The following is a 24077-nucleotide window of genomic DNA, read 5'->3' as shown; positions in this document are numbered from 1 at the left end:
GCCCGTTCTGCCGAAGCCCTACTTGTCGATGTCCCCGACGACGAAGAACATCGACCCCAGGATCGCCACCATGTCCGCGACCAGCGTCCCCGGCAACAGCTCGACCAGCGCCTGGATGTTGTTGTACGAGGCCGAGCGCAGCTTCAGGCGGTACGGCGTCTTCTCGCCCTTGCTGACCAGGTAGTAGCCGTTGATGCCGAGTGGGTTCTCGGTCCACGCGTAGGTGTGGCCCTCGGGCGCCTTCAGCACCTTGGGGAGCCGCTGGTTGATCGGCCCGGGCGGCAGCTCGGCGAGCCGGTCCAGGCAGGCGTCGGCCAGGTCGAGGGCGTTGTGGGTCTGCTCCAGCAGGCACTCGAACCGGGCGAGGCAGTCGCCCTCCTCGCGGGTCACCACCTTCAGGACGTCCCCCAGTTCGCCGTACGCGAGATAGGGCTCGTCCCGGCGCAGGTCGAAGTCGACGCCCGAGGCGCGCGCGATCGGCCCGCTCACGCCGTACGCGTGCACGGCCTCCGGCGTGAGGGCGCCCACGCCCCGGGTGCGCCCGCGGAAGATCTCGTTGCCGAGGACCAGGTCGTCGAACCGGTCCATGCGGGAGCGCACGTCGGCGACGGCGGCACGCGCGCGCGTGGTCCACCCGGCCGGCAGGTCCTCCTTCAGGCCGCCGACCCGGTTGAACATGTAGTGCATCCGCCCGCCGGAGACCTCCTCCATCACATGCTGGAGTTCCTCGCGCTCGGTGAAGGCGTAGAAGATCGGCGTGATCCCGCCCAGCTCCAGCGGGTACGACCCCAGGAACATCAGGTGGTTGAGCACGCGGTTGAGTTCCGCGAGGAGCGTCCGGGTCCACACCGCCCGCTCGGGCACCTCCATGCCGAGCATGCGCTCCACGGCGAGGACGACCCCCAGCTCGTTGGAGAAGGCCGACAGCCAGTCGTGGCGGTTGGCGAGCATGATGATCTGGCGGTAGTCGCGGGCCTCGAAGAGCTTCTCCGCGCCGCGGTGCATATAGCCGATCACCGGTTCCGCGCGCGTGATGCGCTCGCCGTCCAGGACGAGCTTGAGGCGCAGCACGCCGTGCGTGGACGGGTGCTGGGGCCCGATGTTGAGCACCATGTCGGTGCTCTCCGCGGCGCCGCCGATACCGACCATGGTCTCCGTCGTAGGAGTCATGGACACAGTCTCTCCTACGTACGCTGGCCTCATGGAGACGGGGAGCCCGGAGAACACGGGGACAGCGGGGGACGATCAGGCGGCGGCAGAGCCGGGGTGGACCGGACTTCCGCCGGGTCTGCTCCACATGCGACGGCTGCTGCTGGTGGTGTGGCTGGGACTGCTGGCAGTCGGGCTGGGTCTGCTGCTCGGCCTGCTCGCCGGCCCGGGCTGGGCCGCCTTCGCGCTGCTGCCGCTGGGGCTCATAGCCTGGGGCTGGGTGATGCTCGGCCGTAACTGGCGCTCCTGGCGGTACGCCGAGCGCGCCGACGACCTGCTGATCAGCCGGGGTGTGCTGTGGCGCGAGGAGACGGTCGTGCCGTACGGCCGGATGCAGCTGGTCGAGGTCACGTCGGGGCCCGTCGAGCGGCACTTCGGGCTGGCCAGCGTGCAGCTGCACACGGCCGCCGCCGCGACCGACGCCACCATCCCCGGCCTCGACCCGGCGGAGGCGGAACGGCTGCGCGACCGGCTCACCGAGCTGGGCGAGGCCCGATCGGCGGGGCTGTGACGACGCCGGGCGTCGACGACGCCGTACGCGAGAGGCGGCCCGTCGCCGAACGGCGGCTGCACCCCGTGACGCCGCTCAGACGGGCGTGGGCGCCGGTCGCCGTGCTGATCGGGTGGGCGGTGCACGACCCCGACCAGGCGCAACGCCATCTGACGAGACTGACGACCACCACGCTACTGCTCGCCCTCGCCGTGCTCGTCCCGGCAGCCGCCCTGTACGGCTTCCTCACCTGGTGGTTCACGCACTTCGCGGTGACCGACAGCGAACTGCGCATCCGTACCGGACTGGTCTTCCGGCGCACCGCGCACATCCGGCTGGAACGCATCCAGGCCATCGACATCACCCAGCCGCTCCTCGCGCGCGTGGCGGGCGTTTCGAAGCTCAAACTCGACGTCATAGGCACGGACAAGAAAGACGAACTCGCCTTCCTGGGCGCGGACGAGGCGCGTGCGCTCCGCGCGGAACTCCTCGCACGCGCCGCCGGTTTCGCGCCCGAGACGGCGCACGAGGTGGGCGAGGCGCCGTCCCGGCAGCTGCTGCGGGTGCCGCCGGGCGTTCTGGCCGTCTCCCTCGTCCTGACCGGCGCCACCTGGGGGACGCTGGCCGCCGCGGTCGTCGTACCGACCGTCCTCTGGCTGGCCACGGAGAGCGTGTGGACGGTCCTCGCGTCGGCGGTGCCGCTGCTCGGCGCGGCGGGGGCGAGCAGCGTGGGGCGGTTCGTCGCGGAGTACGACTGGACGGTGGGCGAGTCCCCCGACGGGCTGCGCCTCGACCACGGGCTGCTCGACCGCGCGCACGAGACGGTGCCGCCGGGTCGCGTCCAGACCGTACGCATCGTCGAGCCGCTGCTGTGGCGGCGGCGTGGTTGGGTGCGGGTGGAACTGGATGTGGCCGGCTCGTCCAACTCGGTCCTGCTGCCGGTCGCCCCGCGCGAGATCGCCGAATCGGTCGTCGCGCGCGTGCTGCCCGGCGCGACCGTCCCTCCGCGCGCTTCCCTGTCGCGACCGCCCCGGCGGGCGGGCCGGTGCATGCCGGTGTGGTGGCGCGGCTACGGCCTCTCCGTCACGGACGCGGTCTTCGCGGCCCGGACCGGCCTCTTCCGCAGAAGCCTCTCGCTCGTCCCGCACGCGAAGGTCCAGAGCGTACGGCTGGCTCAGGGGCCCTGGGAGCGGCTGTGGGGCGTCGCCGACGTGCACCTGGACACGGGGGCCAACAAGACGGTGACCGCCCGGCTGAGGGACGCCGAGGAGGCGGCGGAGCTGCTGCGGGGGCAGGCGGAGAGGTCGCGCACGGGCCGCAAGGACGCACGGCCGGACCGGTGGATGGCGTGAGCGTCGGCGCGGGCGTCAGGAAACCGCGCTGCGCAGCCCCTGCACGTCGATCTGTTCCGTCTCGTCGTGAGCCGTCAGGTCGATGACCTGGCCGATGCCCCGGGACTCCTCGTTCGCCGGCTTGAACTCCGCCTCGGACTCGGCCTTGTGGAGGGCGAGGGCCTCCTGGCCCACGACGTCCGCGAGGTCCTCGTTCTGGACGGCCTCCAGCGCGGCGGGCGCGGCCCCCTGCTTGGTACCGAAGAAGTCGAAGCCGCCCTGGATCGCCGGACGCCGTACGGGCGTCGCGGGTACGACGGCCACGGCGGTCGGCGCGATGAAGTGCCCGGCCGGCTGCTGGGCCGGGGGCTGGGCGGCCGGGGCGACCGTGCCCGAGGGGGTGCCTGCGGGGGTGATGGCGGCCGCGCGCTCGTGCCCGTCGACCGCCTCGGGCTTCCCCTGCGCGTCGTCCTCCAGCGCGGGTTCGGTCTCGGGGCCGCCGGTGGCCGCAGCCTCCGTGGCGCGGACCTCGGTGGTGCCCGAATCGGCCTTCACCGACTCGTCGTCAGAGGGACCGTCGCCCTTCGGAGGGTCGTTCTTCGGGGGCTCGTCCTTCGGGAACTCGTCCTTCGCGTTCTTGGAGTCCTTCGCGTTCTCGGAGTCCTTCGCGTTCTTCGAGCTCTTCAGCTCCTTCGAGGGCTCGCTGTCCTCCGCGGCGCCGTCCCCCTCCGGGGCCACCGGGGCCTCGTCGCCGTCGAACCGTGCCAGCGCCTCCTTGGCCCGCAGGAACAGCCGGGACCCTTCCGGCGAGAAGACCGCGGCAGCCACCGACGTCTCCTCGGCGGCATCGGCGGCATCGGCGGCCTCTGCGACCTCGGCGGCCTCCTCCACTTCCGAAACGGAAGCCGCGGCATCGACCGGAACCGGCGGCAACGCGCGCGCGGGCGTGGCGGCCTCTATCTCCAGAACCCGGCGCTCCTCCAGGACACTCGCCCGCTCGGTCTCCGCGGTGGCGTACCGCCGCAGCAGCGCCGCGTGCTCGTTGCGCAGCCCGGCGAGTTCCGCCCGCTTGGCCCGCAGCCGCTGCTCCAGCTTCATGCGCAGCTCGCGCGACTCCTCGAGGTCGGTCTCCAGCTCCGCGACCCGCTCCTCGTACCGCCACTCGTCGCTCGCACGCGCGCGCGTGAGGTCGGCGACCCGCTTGCCCGCGTGCGTGTCCCAGCGACGCATGACGACCGCACCGACGACCGCCGTCGCCGCGGCGGCCGCGGCGAGCCCGCGCAACACCACGGGTTCGGTGAACACCCACGGGGCAAGGGCGCAGACGACGGAGACGCCTGCGATCGCCGACGGTGGCAGCAGCCTGTGCAAGGGCGGGGAATGACGGTGACGTCCACGTGGCATGGCCAGAAACTTACCGCGCGTAGGCGAATCTTGGCGCCCCGCCCCGTAAAAACACAGCCATCCCGAGTCGTTCACGTGGCATCAGGAATCAGATCCGCCACCTGAATAGCCAAGAACCAAGATCGAAAAGCCTCGCGGGCCGGGTCACCTGCCGCCCAGCCGCCCGCTCATCCACTCCAACGTCCCCGGAATCTCCCGCCGCCAGGTGTTGAAGTTGTGTCCTCCGCTTTCGAGGACGATCGACGAGATCCGCGTCAGCTTCGTGGTCTTCACGCGCTCAATGAACTTCAAGGTGTCCTTGTAGTTGGATTCTCCAACTTTGCTGCTGCTGACAAGCAGTGAAGTGTCCGGAGCCGGCATGTGCTTGAGGCACCACCACAGGTTCGCGCGATTGCGCAGTTCCTCGTCTCCCTGGAACAGATCGCCCGTGGTGGCGTCGATCGGCGCGTTGTAGTACGCGGAAAGCCCGGCCCCCGCGGCGTACACCCGGGGATGGTGCATGGCGAGCTTCAGCGCGCAGTAGCCGCCCGTGGAGTCCCCGATGATGCCCCAACTGCCGCGCTCACCGCCCACCCTGTAGTGGCCGCTCACCGCGTCGGGCAGATCCTTGGCGAAGAACGTCTCGGTCTGAGGCCCGCCGGGAATGTCCACGCACTCCGTGTCCCGCGGCGGCGCCACGGTGGGCCGCATCATCACCAGGATCATCGGCCGCATACGACCCTCCCCGACAAGTCTCGCGGCCGTACGCGGATAGTCGAGTTTGTCCACGAGCGCCTTGGCCGTACCCGGATACCCGGTCAGAACGACCGCCGCCGGGAACGCGCGCGTGCGGTACTCCGGCTGAAAATACTCGGGCGGCAGATACACGTAGGCGGGTGTGGCGATGCGCGTCGTCCGGCCCACGATGCCGACCTTCTGGATCTGCCCGCCCAACTGCGGCCTGGCGCTCACCGCCCCCGGCACCCGGCTGGTGTCGACGACTTTCAGCGGCCCGCGGCCCGGCGTGTGGTCCACGACCACACCCTGGTCCTTCTCCTGCCCGAACAGGTCGGCCCAGCTCGCGTAGAACCCGAAGGCCTGGTTGGCGGCGAGACCGACCGACACGAAGAGCAGCAACTGCGTGGAGAGCAGCAGGCCGACGCGCCCGCCGACGGCCCGCCAGCCGCGTCGCGCCAGCCGCGGCCACAGCCAGACCGTGCCGACGAACAGCCCTGCGGCGGCCAGCACCGCCAGCGCCAGCGTCTTGTCGCTCGTGAGACCCATCGATGGTTACCTGTCCGCGCTTTCCGCCCGGTCCGCGCTTCCCCCGCGCTGCCTCCCCCGCTCCTTCGCAAGGGTTTGCCCCGGACTTTCCTTGGCCTTTGAAACGGTTTTGAGGAGCTGAGTGAACCTCTCCCCTCGAGACACCGTCCTAGAGGGCGCAATGTCGCCGGATGCCCGAATCGGCACCGGATCCAAGGTCTCTCGCAGAACTAATGGGATGCGATGTCTGTCAGGACAGATGTAGAAATGTCGGGTGGGGTTCCCCAGCGATCAAGCCAGGCGCGGCACCTGCCGGGCCGAGTACGGCATCTGCTCCGCGGCCCGCGCCCGGAGGCCGTTCCGGTTCTCGTCGGCAGAGCCTGCGCCCTGGTGGGCCTGCTGGACATCGCGGCGGGCGTCTTCCCGCGCTTCCGGCACAGCCGTATGCACGCCATCGCCGAGGTGCTGCCGGGCTCCACGGGCCCGTTCGCGGCCGCGCTGTCGCTGAGCGCCGGTGTGCTGCTGCTCCTGCTCGCCCACGGCCTCAAGCGGGGCAAGCGGCGGGCGTGGCGGGCCGCCGTCGTCCTGCTGCCGGCCGGCGCGGTGGCGCAGTTCACGTACCGCCACTCCGTGGTGGGCGTCCTCATCTCGCTGGCCTTGCTGGCCCCCCTGCTGCGCCACCGCGACCAGTTCGCGGCCCTGCCCGACCCGCGCAGCCGGTGGCGGGCGCTGGCCAACTTCGTCCTCATGGGCGCCGGTTCCCTCGCCCTCGGGCTGATCATCGTCAGCGCCCACCCGAACACCCTGGTCGGCGACCCGAGCCTGGCCGACCGGATCACCCACGTCCTGTACGGCCTGTTCGGCTTCGAGGGCCCGGTCGACTACCAGGGCAACACCTCCTGGACGGTCGCCTTCTCCCTCGGCGCCCTGGGCTGGATCACCGCGGTCACCACCATCTACCTGGCCTTCCGCCCCGAACACCCCGCCGCCCGCCTCACCGAGGACGACGAGGTACGCCTGCGCGCCCTGCTGGAGAAGCACGGCGCCCGCGACTCCCTCGGCCACTTCGCGCTGCGCCGCGACAAGGCCGTCGTCTTCTCCCCCAGCGGCAAGGCGGCGGTGACGTACCGCGTCGTCTCCGGCGTGATGCTCGCCAGCGGCGACCCCATCGGCGACGTCGAGGCCTGGCCCGGTGCCATCGAGCGCTTCATGGACGAGGCCCGCGCCCACTCCTGGACCCCCGCCGTCATGGGCTGCTCGGAGACCGGCGCCGAGGTGTGGACCCGCGAGACCGGCCTCGACGCCCTCGAACTGGGCGACGAGGCGGTGGTGGACGTCCCGGATTTCTCCCTCACCGGCCGCGCGATGCGCAACGTGCGTCAGATGGTCAAGCGCATCGAGCGCGCCGGTTACGAGACTCGGGTACGGCGCGTCCGTGACCTCGGCGAGACCGAGCTGGAGCGCATCCGCCGCGCCGCCGACGACTGGCGCGGCACCGACACCGAGCGCGGCTTCTCCATGGCACTCGGCCGCATCGGCGACCCCGGTGACGGCGACTGCCTCATCGCCACCGCCCACAAGGCGGACGAGGAGCCGGGACCGTACGGCGACCTCAAGGCGATCCTCCACTTCGTGCCCTGGGGCACCGACGGGGCCTCCTTGGACCTGATGCGCCGCGACCGCTCCGCCGACCCCGGCATGAACGAACTGCTCATCGTGGCCGCCCTCCAGGCCGCCCCGAAGTTCGGCATCGCGCGCGTGTCCCTCAACTTCGCCATGTTCCGCTCGGCCCTGGCCCGCGGCGAGAAGATCGGCGCCGGCCCGGTCCTGCGTGCCTGGCGGGGCCTGCTGGTCTTCCTCTCCCGCTGGTTCCAGATCGAGTCCCTGTACAAGTTCAACGCCAAGTTCCGCCCCCGCTGGGAACCCCGCTTCGTCGTCTACCGCGCCTCCGCGGACCTGCCTCGCCTCGGCTTCGCCGCCATGCAGGCCGAAGGCTTCGTCAACCTCGCCCTGCCCCTGCCGCGCTTCCTGCGCCGCCGTACGGCCGCCCCGCGTCCGTGCCCCCACTCGGTGGCGGAACGGAACGTCAGCGCGGCGTGACGCGGACGCGGCCACCCAGGACAGGCCCGAGCGGGCCCCCACCCTCCGCCCCCGTCCCGGAGGCTCCCGCTCGGGCCACCGCACGTCGCGGCACCCCCATGGGCCTACGCTGAACATATGAGCAACCAGAGCGGACGCGGGCGCGTCACCGGCCTTCCGCAGTGGGACCGCTGCGCGGTCATGGGAGTCGTGAACGTCACTCCCGACTCCTTCTCCGACGGCGGCCGCTGGTTCGACACCACGTCCGCCGTCAAGCACGGGCTCGCCCTGGTCGAGGAGGGCGCCGACCTGGTCGACGTCGGCGGCGAGTCCACCCGCCCCGGCGCCACCCGGGTCGACGAGGACGAGGAACTCCGCCGTGTCGTCCCCGTCGTCCGCGGCCTCGCCGCCGAGGGCGTCACGATCTCCGTCGACACCATGCGCGCCTCCGTCGCCGAGCAGGCCCTTGCCGCCGGCGCCGCCCTGGTCAACGACGTCAGCGGCGGCCTCGCCGACCCCGCGATGATCCCGGTCGTCGCGGACGCCGGCGCCCCCTTCGTCGTCATGCACTGGCGCGGCTTCCTGGAGGGCGGGAACGTCAAGGGCTCCTACGACGACGTCGTCGCCGAAGTCGTCGACGAACTGCACGCGCGCGTGGAGGCCGTGCTGGCCGGCGGCGTCGCCCCCGACCGCATCGTCGTCGACCCGGGTCTGGGCTTCTCCAAGGACGCCGAGCACGACCTCGTTCTCCTCGCCCACCTCGACCGCGTTCTCGCCCTCGGACACCCCCTGCTCGTCGCCGCCTCCCGCAAGCGCTTCCTGGGCCGTGTCCTCGCCGGACCACAGGGCGCCCCGCCGCCCGCCCGCGAGCGCGACGCCGCCACGGCCGCCGTCTCGGCGCTCGCCGCGCAAGCCGGCGCCTGGGCCGTGCGCGTGCACGAGGTGCGCGCCACGGCGGACGCGGTGCGCGTCGCACGCGCCATCGAGGGGGCGCGCACTCCCCAGAACACGCCCGGCGCGGATACCGCGGAAGGCGCCCGGTGAGCGCCCCCCACACCGACGTCGAGCAAGTGGAGGCCGCCAACACCGCCTTCTACGAGGCGATGGAACGCGGCGACTTCGAAGAACTGTCCTCGCTCTGGCTCACCCCGTCCGACCTGGGCGTAGACGAGACGTACCACGACCCGGCCGACGTCGGCGTGGTCTCCTGCGTGCACCCCGGCTGGCCGGTGCTCACCGGTCGCGGCGAGGTCCTCCGGTCGTACGCGCTGATCATGGCGAACACCGACTACATCCAGTTCTTCCTCACCGACGTACATGTCTCCGTCACGGGCGACACGGCGCTGGTGACCTGCACCGAGAACATCCTCAGCGGCGGCCCCGCCCCCGAAGGCGCCGACGAGCTCGGCCCGCTCGTGGGCCAGCTCGTGGTCGCCACGAACGTGTTCCGGCGCACGCCCGACGGCTGGAAGCTCTGGTCGCACCACGCCTCGCCGGTTCTGGCCGAAAACGACGAGGCGGAAGGGGACGACACCCCCTCCTGAGTGGGTAGGCGACCTACAGGGCACCACCACGGGACGACACCTCGGGAGCACCCCCGGATCCCCCTGGATCCACCGGAATTCACGCCGGATCCGCCCCGGATCCACCGGTATCCACCTGGAGTCATCCAAATCCATCTGGATCCACCCGCAAGGGGCCCGGCGGGACCCCGTCGGGACCAAGGAGTGGTTGGAATCACGCCTCCCCGGGTAGGCGCGGCTACCAACCCATGAGCCGCCGGGTTCCCCAGGGGAAACACGCGATGAATCCTCCTGGCCCCGGCCCGGACCCACGCCCCCGTGGCCCGGCCCTGTCAGTGCCCGCAGGTAGATTCGTTCGAGGCCGGTGTGCCGCCCGCACACGGCATCGACCGGCCGTCACCGACGATTGCAGGAGTGATTCGCGTGGATCGTGTCGCGCTGAGCGGCCTGAAGGCCCGCGGCTACCACGGCGTGTTCCCCGAGGAGCGCGAGGAGGGCCAGACCTTCGTCGTGGACCTCGTCCTGGGCCTGGACACCCGACCGGCCGCCGCGGACGACGACCTGGCGAAGACCGTGCACTACGGCATCGTGGCGGAGGAGGTCGTGGCCGTCGTCGAGGGCGAGCCGGTCAACCTCATCGAGACGCTCGCCGAGCGCATCGCCCAGGCCTGTCTGAAGCACGAAGGGGTCCAGGAGGTCGAGGTCCGCGTCCACAAGCCGAACGCGCCGATCACGGTCCCCTTCGACGACGTGACCGTCACCATCACCCGGAGCCGAGTATGACCGCGTCCTTCACCGAGGGTCACAGCGACCCGACCGTACAGCCGGTACCCGCCTCCGTCGTCGAACAGGTCGACGCCGCCGACACCACCCTCAGCAACCCGAAACGGGCCGTGATCTCCCTCGGCTCCAACCTGGGCAACCGTCTGGAGACCCTGCAAGGCGCCATCGACGCCCTGGAGGACACCCCCGGCGTGCGCGTCAAAGGCGTCTCCCCGGTCTACGAGACGGAGCCGTGGGGCGTGGAGCCGGGCAGCCAGCCCTCCTACTTCAACGCGGTCGTGGTCCTCAAGACCACCCTCCCCCCGTCCTCCCTCCTGGAGCGGGCACACGCGGTCGAGGAGGCCTTCCACCGCGTACGGGACGAGCGTTGGGGCGCGCGCACCCTCGACGTCGACATCGTCGCGTACGCCGATGTGGTCTCCGACGACCCGATCCTCACGCTCCCCCACCCGCGCGCCCACGAGCGGGCCTTCGTCCTCGCCCCCTGGCACGACCTGGAACCCGAGGCCCGACTGCCCGGCCGCGGCGCGGTCGCCGACCTTCTCGGCACCGTCACCCGCGACGGCATCACGCCGCGCCAGGACCTGGAACTCCAGCTGCCCGAATAGTCGTTAAGGTCAAGACGACCCACACTCCGTGGGCAGTCGGGGGAGCTGAAGGGACACCGTGAGAGAGCTGCGCATCAGGATGCTGGCCGGCGTGTTCGTCGTCGCCGGCGTCCTGTCCTGGGCGGGCGCCCGCCTGTGGAACTCCGTCGGGACCCTGCCCAGCGTCCCCCTGGCCGCCCCCATCGTCCTGGCGGTCATCGCCGTGGTCCTGCTGGCCACGGCGCTGTCGATCCGCGCCCGCCTCAAGGCCCAGCGCGAGCGCCGCCCCGAGGCCAAGGGCGTCGACCCGCTGATGGCCGCCCGCGCGGTCGTCTTCGGTCATGCCAGCGCCCTGGTCGCCGCCCTCGTCGCCGGCATGTACGGCGGCACGGGCGTCTTCCTCCTGGAGTCCCTCGACATCCCGGCCCGCCGCGACCAGGCCATCTACGCCGGCTTCTCCGTCCTGGCAGGCATCGGCGTGATAGCGGCGGCCATCTTCCTGGAGCGCGTCTGCAAGCTCCCGGAGGACGACGAACACAATGGGGCGGGGACGGCGCCGACGGTGTGACGCGCCTCGCTCACCAGGGCCGGCGGGCCAGGTGTCCGTTGACCAGGAAGCCGGGGTGCGGGTCGAGGCGGTAGCTGTAGAGGGTGAACGGCTTGTTCACGGTGGTTCGCCGCCGTACGTCATGGAACCTGGGCCCAGCCGGACTCTCGGAGTTGCAGGGGGTGCTGCTCGGGTCTGAAGGCCCCCGCGAGGTCCAGCCGTCGGCTACGACCAGATGTGACGCCAGGCCGTTGGTTCGCGGAGTGAACCTCGCCCCCACCACCTTCGCCAGTTCCGAAAGGAACGGTACGTTCCCGCTGACCAGCAATCGCCCGGACCGGCTCTTCGAACGGAATCCATCGCCGTCCGTATAGCCGTCCAGACAGCCCTCAAGGGTTTCCCTGTCCCCCAGGACGACCCGAGGAAACCGCTGCCGCATGTGGTGCGCGTCCCCGCCCACGTACTGCCTCATCAAGTCGGACAGGTACGACGAGACTACGCGTACGCGAAAGCCTGGCACGGCCCGTTGAAGGTATCCGGAAGGTCGTGTCACTGCCTCCAGACGGGCGGGCAGCCCGGTGGCGGCCGTAAGACATGCCGCATAACGCGTGGCGAGAACCTCGTCGTTGACCACGAGGGACACATAGTCCTTGCCGACCGACCCGTCCGCGCAGTTCGCCCCGATCAGGTAGACCAGCTCGTATCCCGGCTTGATGGTCAACCGCGTGCGACACAGCTTTCTGGCATGCGTCCAGGCAGGTACGGTCCCCGTGGCATCCCGCGTGGACCCACCCATCGGGTGTGCCCAGCATCTGGTCAGGTGCCACCGTGAACGTCACGTGATCAGTCACGACGTCCACCACTTCGCGGACCCGGACGGTGACGACCGCCGTGACTGTGGTCCGGACCGTGCGCTCCCCATCAAGCGCCCAGAGGCGACAGCCCACTCGTACTTCCCGCGGCGGCAAGCGGCCGTCGACAGCGTTCACCGTTTGCCTGGTGGGCAGCCCATACCCACCGCGATCCCCCTTGATCAGCGATCAACTCACTGATCAAGGACGGTATCGGGCACCACTGACAATCCGGTCAGCGCGCCAGTATCAGGCTCATTGCCTCGGCCCGGGTCGTAGCATCTCGAAGCTGCCCACGCACCGCCGATGTCGTGGTCTTCGCGCCCGGCTTACGGATCCCGCGCATCGACATGCACATGTGCTCAGCCTCGATGACGACGATCACCCCCCGGGCCTCGAGGATCTCCATCAGGGAGTCGGCGATCTGTGTGGTGAGACGTTCTTGCACCTGCAGACGACGGGCAAACACGTCAACCAGCCGCGCAAGCTTCGAGAGACCTGTGATCTTGCCGCTTTCGGCAGGGATATACCCGATGTGAGCCACGCCATGGAATGGCAAGAGGTGATGTTCACAATTTGACATGATTTCAATATCTTTGACCAGAACCATCTCGTCATGTCCGATATCGAACGTCGTCGTCAGAACTTCCTCAGGCTCCTGCCACAGCCCCGCCAGCAGCTCCCGGTAAGCCCGCGCCACCCGCCCCGGCGTCTCCCGGAGCCCCTCGCGATCCGGATCCTCTCCGACCGCGATCAGCAGCTCACGCACCGCGTTCTCTGCACGCTTCTCGTCGAACTCGCCGATGCGGCCCTCGCCATCCAGCGTCACGGGGTCGGTCATGTGGTGCCTCGTTTCTGTGCGGGTCGCGCGGGGGTCCACGTGTGCGGTGATCTGCGGACATACCAAAATGCCGCGCCCCCCAGGCTAAAACCAGGGGGGCGCGGCATCCATTCCGGGCCCGGTGGGGTCACCGGGGGCCCAGTGTCAGCTCTCGGGACGCTCCTCGGGGGCCGGCTCGACCGCCGGGGCGGGCTCCGTCAGCGTCGACTTGGCGGTGCTGATCGCCGGAGTCGCGCCGTTGGCGCCGTTCGTCAGTGCGAGCTCCTTCGGGGAAAGCACCGGCGGACGGGTGGACGGCGTGCGGCGGGAGGAGCCGGTCCAGGCGGGACGCGGCGGACGCTTGACGATCGGGGCGAAGATCTCGGCGATCTCCTCCTTGCCCAGCGTCTCCCTCTCCAGCAGCTGAAGCACCAGGTTGTCGAGGACGTCGCGGTTCTCGACCAGGATCTCCCAGGCTTCGTTGTGCGCGTTCTCGATGAGCTTCTTGACTTCCTCGTCCACCAGCGCGGCGACCTCTTCCGAGTAGTCGCGCTGGTGAGCCATCTCACGTCCGAGGAAGGGCTCGGTGTTGTCGCCGCCGAACTTGATCGCACCCAGACGCTCGGTCATGCCGTACTGCGTGACCATCGCGCGGGCCGTGGCCGTGGCCTTCTCGATGTCGTTCGCCGCGCCCGTGGTCGGGTCGTGGAAGACGAGCTCCTCGGCCGCGCGGCCGCCCAGCATGTAGGCCAGCTGGTCCAGCATCTCGTTGCGGGTCGTGGAGTACTTGTCCTCGTCCGGCAGGACCATCGTGTAGCCGAGGGCACGGCCTCTCGACAGGATCGTGATCTTGTGGACCGGGTCGGAGTTCGGGGAGGCCGCCGCGACCAGGGCGTGTCCGCCCTCGTGGTACGCGGTGATCTTCTTCTCCTTGTCCGACATGATCCGGGTCCGCTTCTGCGGGCCCGCCACGACGCGGTCGATCGCCTCGTCCAGCATGTGGTTGTCGATCAGCTTCTTGTCCGAGCGGGCCGTGAGCAGCGCGGCCTCGTTGAGGACGTTGCTCAGGTCCGCGCCGGTGAAGCCCGGCGTGCGGCGGGCGACCGCCGACAGGTCGACGTCCGGGGCGACCGGCTTGCCCTTCTGGTGGACCTTGAGGATCTCCAGACGGCCCTGCATGTCCGGGCGGTCGACCGCGATCTGGCGGTCGAAGCGGCCGGGGCGGAGCAGAGCCGGGTCGAGGATGTCGGGCCGGTTCGTCGCGGCGATGAGGATCACGCCGCCCTTGACGTCGAAGCCGTCCATCTCGACGAGCAGCTGGTTCAGGGTCTGCTCGCGCTCGTCGTGACCACCGCCGAGGCCGGCACCGCGGTGGCGGCCGACCGCGTCGATCTCGTCGACGAAGACGATCGCCGGGGCGTTCGCCTTGGCCTGCTCGAACAGGTCACGGACCCGGGAGGCACCGACACCGACGAACATCTCGACGAAGTCGGAACCGGAGATCGAGTAGAAGGGGACGCCCGCCTCGCCAGCGACGGCGCGCGCGAGGAGCGTCTTACCGGTGCCAGGAGGCCCGTAGAGCAGTACGCCCTTGGGGATCTTGGCGCCGACGGCCTGGAACTTCGCCGGTTCCTGGAGGAACTCCTTGATCTCGTGGAGTTCCTCGACGGCCTCGTCCGAGCCTGCGACGTCGGAGAACGTCGTCTTCGGGGTGTCCTTGGTGATGAGCTTCGCCTTGGACTTCCCGAAGTTCATGACTCGGGAGCCGCCGCCCTGCATCTGATTCATCAGGAACAGGAAGACGACCACGATGAGGACGAAGGGCAGCAGGGAGAGCAGGATGCCGACGAACGGGTTCTGCTTCGACGGCGAGACCGTGTAGCCGTCGGGGATCTGCTTCTGCTGGTACTTGTTCTGCAGCGTGTTGGCGATGTCCACGCCTTGGTCGCCGATGTAGCTCGCCTGGATCTTGGTGGCGCCCTCGACCTTTTCGCCGTCCTTGAGCTGCGCCTTGACGATCTGTTCGTCGCCAGTGGTCAGCTTGACCGACTCGACCTTGTTCTCATTGATCGCCTGAACGACCTGGCCGGTGTCAACCGTCTTGTAGCCGCCGGACGAGCCGACGACCTGCATCAACACGACCACGGCAAGGACGGCCAGCACGATCCACATGACCGGCCCACGGAAGTATCGCTTCACGTCCATCCATACGGAGCGGTGTCGCCCCGTCCCTCCTGCCATAGTGAGTTTGATAAGACAGTTCTTCTGACGGTACCCCAGCTTCGGCGACCGTAGCCGCACGGGACGGCTGGCAAGCCCGTCTGCATGCTCCAACGGCGCGAGGCCCGCCGGGGTTCCCGATCTTCGTACGGCGCTTGGGCCCTTCGGGTCCGGTTCCCCGGACCGACGGACTCAGCCCCCGTAGACGTGGGGCGCGAGCGTACCGACGAACGGGAGGTTGCGGTACTTCTCGGCGTAGTCGAGGCCGTAGCCCACGACGAACTCGTTGGGGATGTCGAAGCCCACCCACTCCACGTCGATGGCGACCTTCGCGGCCTCGGGCTTGCGCAGCAGGGTGCACACCTTGAGGGAGGCGGGCTCGCGCGAGCCGAGGTTGGAGATCAGCCACGACAGGGTCAGGCCGGAGTCGATGATGTCCTCGACGATCAGGACGTGCCTGCCCTTGATGTCGGTGTCGAGGTCCTTGAGGATCCGCACGACACCGGAGGACTGGGTGCCGGCGCCGTACGACGACACGGCCATCCAGTCCATGGTGACGGGGGTGGACAGCGCTCGGGCGAGGTCCGCCATCACCATCACCGCGCCCTTGAGGACACCGACGATGAGCAGGTCCTTGCCCGCGTACTCCGCGTCGATCTTCGCGGCCAGCTCAGCGAGCTTCGCGTCGATCTCTTCCTTGGTGATGAGCACCTGCTGGAGGTCGGCACCCATGTCTTTCGCGTCCACCGCATCACTTTCGGTCGTCCCACCGGCCTGTCCGGCCGCTCACGCGACCCCGCTCTGGGGGCCGGTGGGAGGTCCGGTTTTCAGCCTTGCCGAATCACCAGTCTGCCACCCTGGCGCTGGGCGACGACTTTGCCGGGGAGATTGATGGCTCCCTGGCCGCGCCAGCCGGTGATGAGGCGGTCGACTTCCTCGATGTGCCGGGCGAACAGCGCGCCGGCGGGTGCTCCGGCCTCGATGGCCGCGCGGCGCAGGATCCGGCGGCGTACGGCGGGTGGCAGCGCGTACAGCTTGGCGCACTCCAGGAGGCCGGCCGCGTCGCGTACGGCGGCCTCGGCCTGGCGGGCCCAGGCGTCGAGGGCGTCGGCGTCGTCGCGGGAGAGCTGGGCCGTACGGGCGAGGGCCTCGACGACGCCCTTGCCGAGTGCCTTCTCCAGGGCGGGCAGGCCCTCTTGGCGCAGCCGCGAGCGCGTGTACGCGGGATCGGCGTTGTGGGGGTCGTCCCAGACCGGCAGCGACTGGACCATGCATGCCTTGCGGGCGGTCTGCCGGTCGAGCCCGAGGAAGGGGCGCCGGTAACGGCCGCCGGCCCCCGAGACCGCGGCCATTCCGGACAGGGAGCGGATCCCGGAGCCGCGGGCGAGTCCGAGCAGGACGGTTTCGGCCTGGTCGTCACGGGTGTGGCCGAGCAGGACGGCGACGGCGCCGTGCCGGGCGGCCGCGTCGTCGAGGGCGGCATAGCGGGCGTCCCGGGCGGCGGCCTCGGGTCCGCCCGCACGGCCGACGGTCACGGCGATGGACTCGACCGGTTCGAGGCCGAGTTCACGCATGCGCAGGACGACTTCCTCGGCGCGCAGGTCGGAGCCGGGCTGCAGACCGTGGTCGACGGTGATGCCGCCGGCACGGATGCCGAGTTTGGGGGCTTCGAAGGCGAGGGCGGAGGCGAGGGCCATGGAGTCGGCGCCGCCGGAGCACGCCACGAGCACGAGCGGGGAGGGGGGTCGCTCGTGCGGGGTGGTGCGCGGGGGCTCCTGCGGGGTTGCGCCGGGGAGCTCGTACGACGGTTCGACCGCCGTGCCGTACGCGGCAGGTGTGGCGCCGGTCGCGGTGGTCGCGGGCAGCGCCACGGACGGTGTCACGTGCGCCATCCCGTACGAGGTCGCGCGTGAGCGGCCGGGCGCGGGAGCGTCGGCGGGGCTGTGTTCGATGAGGATGTCGTGGAGGACGCGGCGGACCGCCAGGCGTATCGCCGCGACCGCAGGATGGGGACCCATGTCCGGTTCCCTTCATGAAATTGTCGGGGGGTGAGCCCGAGGTCGGTCACTCAGAGTGTGTAGATGGTGACAGAACCGGGCCGTTCCCCGAGCATTGCACGCCTACCCATGGCTCACGGTCCCTCGGACGGGTGATTGAAGGGGCGTTCGCCTGCCGTCGGCCGGAATCGGTTCACGACCTTCGTATGATCTGCACGCCTCGGCGCGTGATTCACGACTCCGCCTTGCGATGCACCCGCGCGATCCAGTCCGCGGGTTTGGCGATCTCCGCCTTGGTCGGGAGGGTGTTGGGGGACGTCCACACGCGGTTGAAGCCGTCCATGCCGACCTGGTCGTGGACGGCCCGTACGAAGCGTTCGCCGTCGCGGTACTGCCTGAGTTTGGCATCGAGACCCAGCAACTTGCGCAGGGTCATGTCCAGTCGGGAGGCGCCCTTGGCGCGCCGCTGCTGGAACTTCTCCCGGATCTCCGCGACGGTCGGCACGACCTGGGGCCCCACACCGTCCATCACGAAGTCGGCGTGGCCCTCCAGGAGGGACATCACTGCGGTGAGGCGGCCGAGGATCTCCCGCTGGGCCGGCGTCTGCACCAGTTCGACGAACGACCGTCCGCCGTCGTCCTCCTCGGCCTCGGGCCGGCCGCCGGCCAGGGACTGCGCGGCCTCGCGGATACGTTCGAGGACGGTCATGGGGTCGACATCCGTCTCCCCCAAGAAAGACTGGATTTCACCCTCCAGGTGGTCCCGCAGCCAGGGCACGGCGCTGAACTGCGTGCGGTGCGTCTCCTCGTGCAGGCACACCCACAGGCGGAAGTCGTGGGGCTGTACGTCGAGTTCGCGCTCCACGTGCACGATGTTCGGGGCGACGAGGAGCAGTCGGCCGCCGCCGTTCTCCCCCGCCGGGAGTTCGCGGGTGGCCGGGGCGAAGGTCTCGTACTGGCCGAGGACGCGGGAGGCCAGGAAGGAGAGCAGCATCCCGAGTTCGACGCCGGTGACCTTGCCGCCGACGGCGCCGAGGACCGCGCCTCCGGTGCTGGTGCTGCGGCGCTCCTGCATCTTCTCGAGCAGCGGCTTGAGGATCTGGCGGAACCCCGCGACGTTCGCCCGCACCCAGCCGGGGCGGTCGACGACGAGGACGGGGGTGTCGTGGGTGTCCTCCGTGCCCATCCGGGTGAAGCCCCGGACGTGTTCCTCCGAGGCCTTGGCATGTCGGCGCAGCTCGGCGACGACGGCCCTGGCCTCGTCGCGGCTCACCTCGGGGCCCGGCCGTACGAGCCGGGTCGCGGTCGCCACCGCGAGATTCCAGTCGACCATCTCGGCACCACCGATGCTCGTCATGTGTCAACCGTACGTGAGCGTTCCCACTTGGGGCAGGCCGTAGGGGTGGGTGGGGCGGCGGTGGATCTGGAGGGTGCTCGGCGTTACGGGTGGGGTACTGGGCACGGCGAGGGAGAGCTAGCCGCAGCCGCAGGACGCCAGTGCCGTCGCCGTCCGGTCCAGTGCCGCGCGGGCCGCCTCCGTGTTCCCGCCCGTGGACAGGAACGCGAAGGCGAGCAGGCGGCCGTCCTGGTCCACCACCGTGCCGGCCAGGGAGTTCACGCCGTTCAGGGTGCCGGTCTTCGCTCGGACGACGCCGGCCGCGCCATCGGTGTAACGGCTGCTCAGGGTGCCGGTGAAGCCGGCCACGGGGAGGCCGGTCAGGACCGGGCGGAGTTCGGGGTGGGCCGGGTCGGCCGCCTTGGCCAGGAGGGCCGTGAGCAGGTCCGCCGTGAGTTTGTCGTCGCGGTTGAGGCCGCTGCCGTCCTTGAAGTCGGTGCCCGACACCGGAAGCCCGAGCTTCTTCAGCCGGTCCCGGATCGCCTCGCCCGCGCCGTCGAAGTCGGGGCGCGCGCCGCTCGCCACGGCGGTCTGCCGGGCGAGGTGCTCGGCGATGTCGTTGTCGCTGTTGGTGAGCATGCGTTCGACCACGGAGGACAGCGGCGGTGAGGTGACCTCGGCGAGCGACTCGGCCCGGTTCGTCGCCTTGGACGGGCCGGGCGCGGTGGTCTTGATGCCGCGGTCCGCGAGAAGGGCCGCGAACTGCGCCGCCGCGTCCTTCGCCGGGTCCTCCACCCGCTTCACCGGCCCGCTGGTGGAGTCGTTCGTACGGGCCTCGTCGACCATGAGGGCGCTGACCGGGGCGAGGTTGGGGTTGTCTCCGATGGGGTGCAGTTCGGGTCCGGCGTAGAGCGTCTTGTCGTACGAGAGGGTGACCTCGCGTACGTCCCGCTTCTTCAGCGCCTGGGCCGTCCGGTCGGCCAGCTCGCGCAGGCTCGCCCAGCCCTCGGCGTCCTTGCGGGCCGTCAGCGTGGGGTCGCCGCCGCCGACCAGGACCAGTTCCCCGGTGTCGGGTTCCAGGACGGCGCGGGTGGTCAGGCGGTGGTCGGGGCCCAGCGCGGCGAGGGCGGCCGCGGCGGTGGCGATCTTCGTCGTCGAGGCGGGGGTGAGCGGCTCGGAGGCATGCTCGCCGTAGAGGCGCTTGCCGGTGGCCACGTCGACGATCGCCGCCGTGCTGCGGGCGCCGAGCTCCGGGGCGTCCAGGAGCGGACCCAGGAGGCCGGCCAGGGCCTTGCCGTTCGGGGCGGCCCGCACGGTGCCGATTCCGCCGCCCAGGCCAGGGAGGACGGAGGCCGCGCTGGGGGCGGGCCGGGGTGCCTCGGCGGCCGTATCGGACGTATCGGAACTACGGCCGTGATCTGCGCCACCCGTGCGCTCCTGGGCGGCCGCCCGGTCCCGCTCGGCCGTACGCTGACCGGTGGAGTCCCAGGGGCCTGCGGCGGTCACCACCGCGGCGGCCAGCGCCAGTCCGGCGGTGGCGGCGCCCGCGGTGTACTGCCAGGTCCTGGGCTTGGGTGTCCGCGCGGCCTGTGGGGAGACGGCTCGCGCGAGCCGTACGACCTGCGGTTTCGCGGCCGTCGCGGCGCGTGCGAGACGTGGCCGTACGGCGCCCGCGACCCGTGCCAGTCGGGGTCGTACGACGCCCGCGACCCGCGCCACATGCGGTCTCGCGGCTCGCCACGGCCTCAGCTCTGGCACGACCACCAGCCCCTTTCGCGATCACACACCTGCGTGAGGGACACTTAACCACCAGAACTATGTGCTGATCATGGAGGAGCCACCGGTGGAGTTCGACGTCACGATCGAGATTCCGAAGGGTTCGCGGAACAAGTACGAGGTGGACCACGAGACCGGTCGGATCCGCCTGGACCGTCGACTCTTCACCTCGACCGCCTACCCGACCGACTACGGCTTCGTCGAGAACACCCTCGGCGAGGACGGCGACCCGCTGGACGCGCTGGTCATCCTGGACGAGCCGACCTTCCCGGGCTGCCTCATCAAGTGCCGGGCGATCGGCATGTTCCGGATGACGGACGAGGCCGGCGGCGACGACAAGCTGCTGTGCGTGCCGGCGACGGACCCGCGCCAGGAGCACCTGCGTGACATCCACCACGTCTCCGAGTTCGACCGCCTGGAGATCCAGCACTTCTTCGAGGTGTACAAGGACCTGGAGCCCGGCAAGTCCGTCGAGGGCGCCAACTGGGTGGGCCGCACCGACGCGGAGATCGAGATCGAGCGGTCGTACAAGCGCTTCAAGGAGCAGGGCGGCCACTGAGCCACCGGCTCCGAGCCAGGCGTCGGCTCTCAGCCATGTGAACGGGCTGCACGCGTGCGCGTGCAGCCCGTTCGCGTGTCTGTGCGCATACTGAGTGCGGCAGGAGGTGTCGTACAGGGAGTGCTGCGCACGTGACGGACGCGGAGGACCGCAAGCCGCAGTCGGACGAGGCGAGGATGGCGTTCATCCCGCCCGCCGGCGTCGAGGTGGGGGACAGCGAGTCGGAGACCACGTCCGAGTTCGCCCTCCCCCAGGGGCTGGACGTGCCGCATCCGCCTGTCCAGGAACCCGAGGGATCGGCGTTCAGCACCCCGAGCGGTTACAGCGTCGAGGACGCCGCGCCCGCTTTCACGCCCGCCGGCGGCATACCGCGGATCAGCCTGACCAAGGACCTGCCCTGGCAGGACCGGATGCGGACGATGCTGCGCATGCCGGTGGCCGAGCGGCCCGCGCCGGAGCGGATGCCGAGGGCGGAGGAGGAGGGCCCGGCCGTCCCGCGCGTGCTCGACCTGACCCTGCGTATCGGCGAACTGCTGCTGGCGGGGGGCGAGGGCGCGGAGGACGTCGAGGCGGCGATGTTCGCGGTCTGCCGGTCCTACGGCCTGGACCGCTGCGAGCCGAACGTCACGTTCACCCTGCTGTCGATCTCGTACCAGCCGTCGCTGGTGGACGATCCGGTGTCGGCGTCGCGTACGGTACGGCGGCGCGGCACCGACTACACGCGCCTGGCCGCCGTGTACCAGCTCGTCGACGACCTCAGCGACCCGGAGAGCCACATCTCCCTGGAGGAGGCCTACGGGCGGCTCGCGGAGATCCGCCGCAACCGTCACCCGTATCCGACCTGGGTGCTGACCTCGGCGAGCGGGCTGCTCGCGGGGGCGGCCTCCGTGCTGGTCGGCGGTGATCTGATCGTGTTCGTCGCGGCGGCGCTGGGCGCGATGCTCGGCGACCGGCTGGCGTGGCTGTGCGCGGGGCGCGGGCTGCCGGAGTTCTACCAGTTCACGGTGGCCGCGATGCCGCCGGCCGCGATAGGGGTCGCGCTGACGCTGGCGCACGTCGACGTGAAGGCGTCGGCGGTCATCACCGGTGGGCTGTTCGCGCTGCTGCCCGGGCGGGCGCTGGTGGCGGGCGTCCAGGACGGACTGACGGGCTTCTACATCACCGCTGCCGCGCGGCTGCTCGAGGTCATGTACTTCTTCGTCGGCATCGTCATCGGCGTGCTGGTGATCCTGTACTTCGGCGTGAATCTGGGTGCCAAACTCACCCCGGACGAGGCGTTGCACGCCTCCGAGCGGCCGTACTGGCAGATCGGCGCGTCGATGCTGCTGTCGCTGACCTTCGCGGTGCTGCTCCAGCAGGACCGGTCCACCGTGCTCGCCGTGACCCTCAACGGGGGTGTCGCTTGGGTGGTGTACGGCGCGATGCACTACGCCGGTGAGTTCTCGCCGGTCGCCTCTACGGCCGTCGCTGCCGGGTTGGTGGGTCTGTTCGGGCAGTTGATGGCGCGGTACCGGTTCGCGTCGGCGTTGCCGTACACGACTGCGGCGATCGGGCCCCTGTTGCCGGGTTCCGCCACGTACTTCGGGCTGCTGGCGATCGCTCAGAACGATGTGAACAAGGGGCTGGTGTCGTTGGCCACGGCCGCGTCGTTGGCCATGGCCATTGCCATCGGGGTGAACCTCGGTGCTGAGATCTCGCGGATGTTCTTGCGGATCGGGTCGCCGGAGAAGCGGCGGGCCGCCAAGCGGACGCGGGGATTCTGAACGCCGGACGCCTATGAGCTCGGGGAGTTCCGTCCGGCGGCGGCTACGGGTTGTGTGTGGCTTGTCGCGCCCACGCGGCGGAGCCGCATATCGATACAGCCCCGCCCCTTCGGGGGCGGCGGCGCTTCAGTAGCCCTGGTTCGGAGGGTACTGCTGGTTGCCGTACGGCTGCTGCTGGCCGTAACCCTGCGGATACTGCTCGGCGTACGGCTGCTGCTGGGGCTGCTGTTGGCCGTAGTACTGCTGGTCGTAGCCGTACTGCTGCTGGTGGCCCTGGTTGCCCTGGTCGCCGTACTGCTGCTGGGGCTGGGGCTGGTCGTCGGACGGGATGCGGCGGAGCTGGGTCGTCGCGTCGTCCATCATGATGTGCTGCTGCTGGACCGGGGCGGGGGCCGGGTTCTCGGCCGCCGCGCGCTTCTTCTTGGCGCGCTCGCGCAGGAACTCGATGATGATCGGCACCACGGAGACGAACACGATCAGGATGAGGATCGCCTCGACGTTCGTCTTGATGAAGTCGATCTGGCCGAGCCAGTAGCCCGCAAGGGTGACGCCGGTGCCCCAGGCGATACCGCCGATGACGTTGTACGTGAGGAAGGTGGCGTACTTCATGCGGCCGGCGCCCGCCACGATGGGGGCGAAGGTGCGCACGATCGGCACGAAGCGGGCGAGGACGATCGCCTTGGGGCCGTACTTCTCCATGAACTCGTGTGCCTTCTCCAGGTTCTCCTGTTTGAAGAGCTTGGAGTTGGGGCGGTTGAAGAGCTTCGGGCCGAAGAACTTGCCGATCATGTAGCCGACCTGGTCGCCGATGACGGCGGCCAGGACGATGAGGGTGCAGACCAGCCACAGCGGCTGGGTGATGTAGTTCCCCTCGGCCACGAACAGACCCGCCGTGAACAGCAGGGAGTCCCCGGGCAGGAACGCGAAGAGGCCGGACTCGGCGAAGACGATCAGCAGGATGCCGGGGAGGCTGAAGGTCTCGATCAGATAGTCCGGGCTGAGCCACTCGGGGCCGAGCGCAAGCGTGGTCACGGGATTGTGGCTCCTGCGGGGAGGGGGCGGCGGGCTGAAGCTGGCTGGTCAAATTATCAACGCTGCACTGGCCGCCCAGGTTCCATGGACCCCCTCAGGATGCACTGTGCCTCCGCTGGGTCAAAGCTGTGATTCATGGGCATCGAAGAGTTCGGCGGCGGACAGGGACCCCGACCAGACGTTCTGGTGGTGACCACGAACGACGTCCCCGGCCACCGCGTCACAGAGGTCATCGGCGAGGTCTTCGGGCTGACCGTGCGCTCCCGGCACGTGGGCAGCCAGATCGGCGCCGGCCTGAAGTCACTGGTCGGCGGTGAGCTCAAGGGGCTCACCAAGACGCTCGTGGAGACCCGTAACCAGGCCATGGAGCGGCTCGTCGAGCAGGCACGCGCGCGTGGCGCGAACGGCGTGCTGGCCTTCCGCTTCGACGTGACGGAGGCTGCCGACGTGGGCACCGAGGTGTGTGCCTACGGGACGGCGGTGGTCCTGGCCCGGGAGTGAGCCGTACGGGCTCCCGGGCCAGGACCC

General features: G+C 70.2%; 22 protein-coding genes. 11 read left to right on the top strand and 11 right to left on the bottom strand.

From position 1 onward, the window contains the following. Nucleotides 1-18: 18 nt before the first annotated feature. The gene (locus tag ADK36_RS21850) at nucleotides 19-1170 is read right to left on the bottom strand and encodes an NADH-quinone oxidoreductase subunit D (RefSeq protein WP_053198702.1); all 1152 of its coding nucleotides are present in this window, start codon (nucleotides 1168-1170) and stop codon (nucleotides 19-21) included. 31 nt (nucleotides 1171-1201) lie between these two features. Between ADK36_RS21850 and ADK36_RS21845 the strand changes: the two genes are divergently transcribed. Both ADK36_RS21845 and ADK36_RS21840 read left to right on the top strand, forming a co-directional pair. Continuing rightward, entirely contained in the window at nucleotides 1202-1720 is a 519-nt protein-coding gene (locus ADK36_RS21845; RefSeq protein WP_048586137.1) for a PH domain-containing protein, read from the top strand. Further along, nucleotides 1717-3051: a PH domain-containing protein gene (locus ADK36_RS21840; RefSeq protein ID WP_053198700.1), complete on the top strand. Its 1335-nt coding sequence runs from the start codon at nucleotides 1717-1719 to the stop codon at nucleotides 3049-3051. The genes ADK36_RS21845 and ADK36_RS21840 overlap by 4 nt, the downstream gene beginning before the upstream one ends. 15 nt (nucleotides 3052-3066) lie before the next feature. On the opposite strand, the gene ADK36_RS21835 is transcribed toward ADK36_RS21840, so the two are convergent. After that, nucleotides 3067-4434 carry a hypothetical protein gene (locus ADK36_RS21835; protein WP_078942796.1) on the bottom strand — a complete coding sequence of 456 codons (1368 nt, stop codon included), beginning with the start codon at nucleotides 4432-4434 and terminating at the stop codon, nucleotides 3067-3069. A gap of 144 nt (nucleotides 4435-4578) precedes the next feature. Further along, a complete protein-coding gene (locus tag ADK36_RS21830) occupies nucleotides 4579-5697 on the bottom strand; it encodes an alpha/beta hydrolase (RefSeq protein ID WP_053198699.1) in 1119 nt (372 codons plus the stop codon). A 246-nt stretch (nucleotides 5698-5943) separates the two neighbouring features. On the opposite strand from ADK36_RS21830, the gene ADK36_RS21825 reads away from it, so the two are divergent. The 6 genes from ADK36_RS21825 (at nucleotide 5944) to ADK36_RS21800 (ending at nucleotide 11216) form a co-directional block, all read left to right on the top strand. After that, nucleotides 5944-7776 carry a phosphatidylglycerol lysyltransferase domain-containing protein gene (locus tag ADK36_RS21825; protein WP_048586134.1) on the top strand — a complete coding sequence of 611 codons (1833 nt, stop codon included), beginning with the start codon at nucleotides 5944-5946 and terminating at the stop codon, nucleotides 7774-7776. A 117-nt stretch (nucleotides 7777-7893) separates the two neighbouring features. Continuing rightward, on the top strand, nucleotides 7894-8799 hold the full coding sequence (gene folP / locus ADK36_RS21820; RefSeq protein WP_053198696.1) for a dihydropteroate synthase: 906 nt from the start codon (nucleotides 7894-7896) through the stop codon (nucleotides 8797-8799). Continuing rightward, entirely contained in the window at nucleotides 8796-9299 is a 504-nt protein-coding gene (locus ADK36_RS21815; RefSeq protein ID WP_048586132.1) for a nuclear transport factor 2 family protein, read from the top strand. The genes folP and ADK36_RS21815 overlap by 4 nt, the downstream gene beginning before the upstream one ends. Before the next feature lie 402 nt (nucleotides 9300-9701). Further along, nucleotides 9702-10061, top strand: a complete 360-nt coding sequence (folB, locus tag ADK36_RS21810; RefSeq protein WP_053198694.1) for a dihydroneopterin aldolase — start codon at nucleotides 9702-9704, stop codon at nucleotides 10059-10061. Next, nucleotides 10058-10669, top strand: a complete 612-nt coding sequence (folK, locus tag ADK36_RS21805) for a 2-amino-4-hydroxy-6-hydroxymethyldihydropteridine diphosphokinase (protein ID WP_048586130.1) — start codon at nucleotides 10058-10060, stop codon at nucleotides 10667-10669. The genes folB and folK overlap by 4 nt, the downstream gene beginning before the upstream one ends. A gap of 58 nt (nucleotides 10670-10727) precedes the next feature. Beyond that, nucleotides 10728-11216, top strand: coding sequence for a DUF3180 domain-containing protein (locus ADK36_RS21800; RefSeq protein ID WP_048586129.1), 489 nt, complete (start codon nucleotides 10728-10730; stop codon nucleotides 11214-11216). A 10-nt stretch (nucleotides 11217-11226) separates the two neighbouring features. Here ADK36_RS21800 and ADK36_RS21795 read toward each other — a convergent pair whose 3' ends face one another. The 7 genes from ADK36_RS21795 to dacB form a co-directional block, all read right to left on the bottom strand. Next, the gene (locus ADK36_RS21795; protein WP_234329831.1) at nucleotides 11227-11916 is read right to left on the bottom strand and encodes a hypothetical protein; all 690 of its coding nucleotides are present in this window, start codon (nucleotides 11914-11916) and stop codon (nucleotides 11227-11229) included. 365 nt (nucleotides 11917-12281) lie between these two features. Further along, a complete protein-coding gene (gene folE, locus ADK36_RS21790) occupies nucleotides 12282-12887 on the bottom strand; it encodes a GTP cyclohydrolase I FolE (protein WP_048586128.1) in 606 nt (201 codons plus the stop codon). A 144-nt stretch (nucleotides 12888-13031) separates the two neighbouring features. Continuing rightward, complete coding sequence (gene ftsH / locus ADK36_RS21785) at nucleotides 13032-15071, bottom strand: ATP-dependent zinc metalloprotease FtsH (protein ID WP_048586127.1); 2040 nt, start codon at nucleotides 15069-15071, stop codon at nucleotides 13032-13034. A 207-nt stretch (nucleotides 15072-15278) separates the two neighbouring features. After that, a complete protein-coding gene (gene hpt / locus ADK36_RS21780) occupies nucleotides 15279-15818 on the bottom strand; it encodes a hypoxanthine phosphoribosyltransferase (protein WP_048586126.1) in 540 nt (179 codons plus the stop codon). A gap of 95 nt (nucleotides 15819-15913) precedes the next feature. After that, nucleotides 15914-17104, bottom strand: a complete 1191-nt coding sequence (gene tilS, locus ADK36_RS21775) for a tRNA lysidine(34) synthetase TilS (RefSeq protein ID WP_048586125.1) — start codon at nucleotides 17102-17104, stop codon at nucleotides 15914-15916. A gap of 211 nt (nucleotides 17105-17315) precedes the next feature. Next, a complete protein-coding gene (locus ADK36_RS21770; RefSeq protein WP_053198692.1) occupies nucleotides 17316-18440 on the bottom strand; it encodes a zinc-dependent metalloprotease in 1125 nt (374 codons plus the stop codon). A 117-nt stretch (nucleotides 18441-18557) separates the two neighbouring features. Then, complete coding sequence (gene dacB, locus ADK36_RS21765; RefSeq protein ID WP_199830223.1) at nucleotides 18558-20183, bottom strand: D-alanyl-D-alanine carboxypeptidase/D-alanyl-D-alanine endopeptidase; 1626 nt, start codon at nucleotides 20181-20183, stop codon at nucleotides 18558-18560. A gap of 79 nt (nucleotides 20184-20262) precedes the next feature. On the opposite strand from dacB, the gene ADK36_RS21760 reads away from it, so the two are divergent. After that, on the top strand, nucleotides 20263-20754 hold the full coding sequence (locus ADK36_RS21760) for an inorganic diphosphatase (RefSeq protein WP_048586153.1): 492 nt from the start codon (nucleotides 20263-20265) through the stop codon (nucleotides 20752-20754). A 131-nt stretch (nucleotides 20755-20885) separates the two neighbouring features. Continuing rightward, a complete protein-coding gene (locus ADK36_RS21755; protein ID WP_048586123.1) occupies nucleotides 20886-22517 on the top strand; it encodes a threonine/serine ThrE exporter family protein in 1632 nt (543 codons plus the stop codon). Nucleotides 22518-22643: 126 nt separating this feature from the next. Here ADK36_RS21755 and ADK36_RS21750 read toward each other — a convergent pair whose 3' ends face one another. After that, a complete protein-coding gene (locus tag ADK36_RS21750; protein ID WP_048586122.1) occupies nucleotides 22644-23549 on the bottom strand; it encodes a DedA family protein in 906 nt (301 codons plus the stop codon). Between the two features lie 135 nt (nucleotides 23550-23684). On the opposite strand from ADK36_RS21750, the gene ADK36_RS21745 reads away from it, so the two are divergent. Then, nucleotides 23685-24050, top strand: coding sequence for a YbjQ family protein (locus ADK36_RS21745; RefSeq protein ID WP_030052798.1), 366 nt, complete (start codon nucleotides 23685-23687; stop codon nucleotides 24048-24050). Nucleotides 24051-24077 lie beyond the last annotated feature (27 nt).

Origin of the sequence: Streptomyces viridochromogenes, from assembly GCF_001270495.1 — a bacterium.
Lineage (GTDB): Bacteria > Actinomycetota > Actinomycetes > Streptomycetales > Streptomycetaceae > Streptomyces > Streptomyces viridochromogenes_A.
Note: the sequence above shows the minus strand (reverse complement) of the source record. Positions and strands in the feature narration are given on the sequence as shown.